This window comes from Phytopseudomonas daroniae, assembly GCF_004327285.1.
Taxonomy (GTDB): domain Bacteria; phylum Pseudomonadota; class Gammaproteobacteria; order Pseudomonadales; family Pseudomonadaceae; genus Aquipseudomonas; species Aquipseudomonas daroniae.
On sequence record NZ_QJUI01000055.1, the window covers coordinates 1 to 784 of the forward strand.

Annotated in this window: 1 protein-coding gene; it reads left to right on the forward strand. The window is 57.0% G+C overall.

Annotated elements, in window-relative coordinates:
* The first annotated feature begins 178 nt into the window (after positions 1-178).
* The gene (locus DNK06_RS25040) at positions 179-628 is read left to right on the forward strand and encodes a PA2169 family four-helix-bundle protein (protein ID WP_131182671.1); all 450 of its coding nucleotides are present in this window, start codon (positions 179-181) and stop codon (positions 626-628) included.
* The last annotated feature ends 156 nt before the right edge of the window (positions 629-784 follow it).

The following is a 784-nucleotide window of genomic DNA, read 5'->3' on the forward strand; positions in this document are numbered from 1 at the left end:
GGGCCCGTTTTGCCGCGATGCTGCGTTTCTCGCCGGCTCATTTGGCCAGCCAAACTTCGCGGCTCGTGCCTTGCCTCGCGGCAAAACGGGCTCCGGCGCGGTCGTGCTGAAACGTCAACAGACCCTAGGCGAGCGGCCCTACAGGGCTATTTTCTGAAGCGACGAGGAGATTTATAAAGTGGATAACAAAGACGTTATTTCAGTACTGAATGATCTGATCGAAACCAGCAAAGATGGCGAGAAAGGCTTCAGCGAGTGTGCCGAAGACGTGAAAGAGCCGCGTCTCAAAAGCTTCTTCATTCAGCGTTCGCAAGAATGCGCAGGCGCTGCTGCCGAACTGCAGCAATTGGTGCGTGGCCTGGGTGGCGATCCGGAAACCCGCTCCAGCGTGGCGGGCGCCTTGCACCGTGGCTGGGTCGACCTGAAGTCGGTAATCACCGGCAAGAGCGAAGAGGCGATTCTCAACGAATGCGAGCGCGGCGAAGATGTGGCGTTGAAGAGCTACCGCAAAGCGTTGGAAAAAGACCTGCCGAGCGACGTGCGCATCGTTCTGGAAAAGCAACTGCAAGGTGTGCAGCGCAACCATGATCAGGTCAAGTCGCTGCGTGATACCGCGCGCGCGAGCTGATCTGGATACATTGAAAAAGGATGCCTCAGAGCAGAGCGTGTGAAAACCCGCTGATGTAGGTATTGGCACCCGGCAAACGCCCTGACATCGTTCGGGGCGTTTTCTTTTGTGCGATTCAGAAGGTCACCACCGGACTTTTCAGGCGAGCAGCTCGAT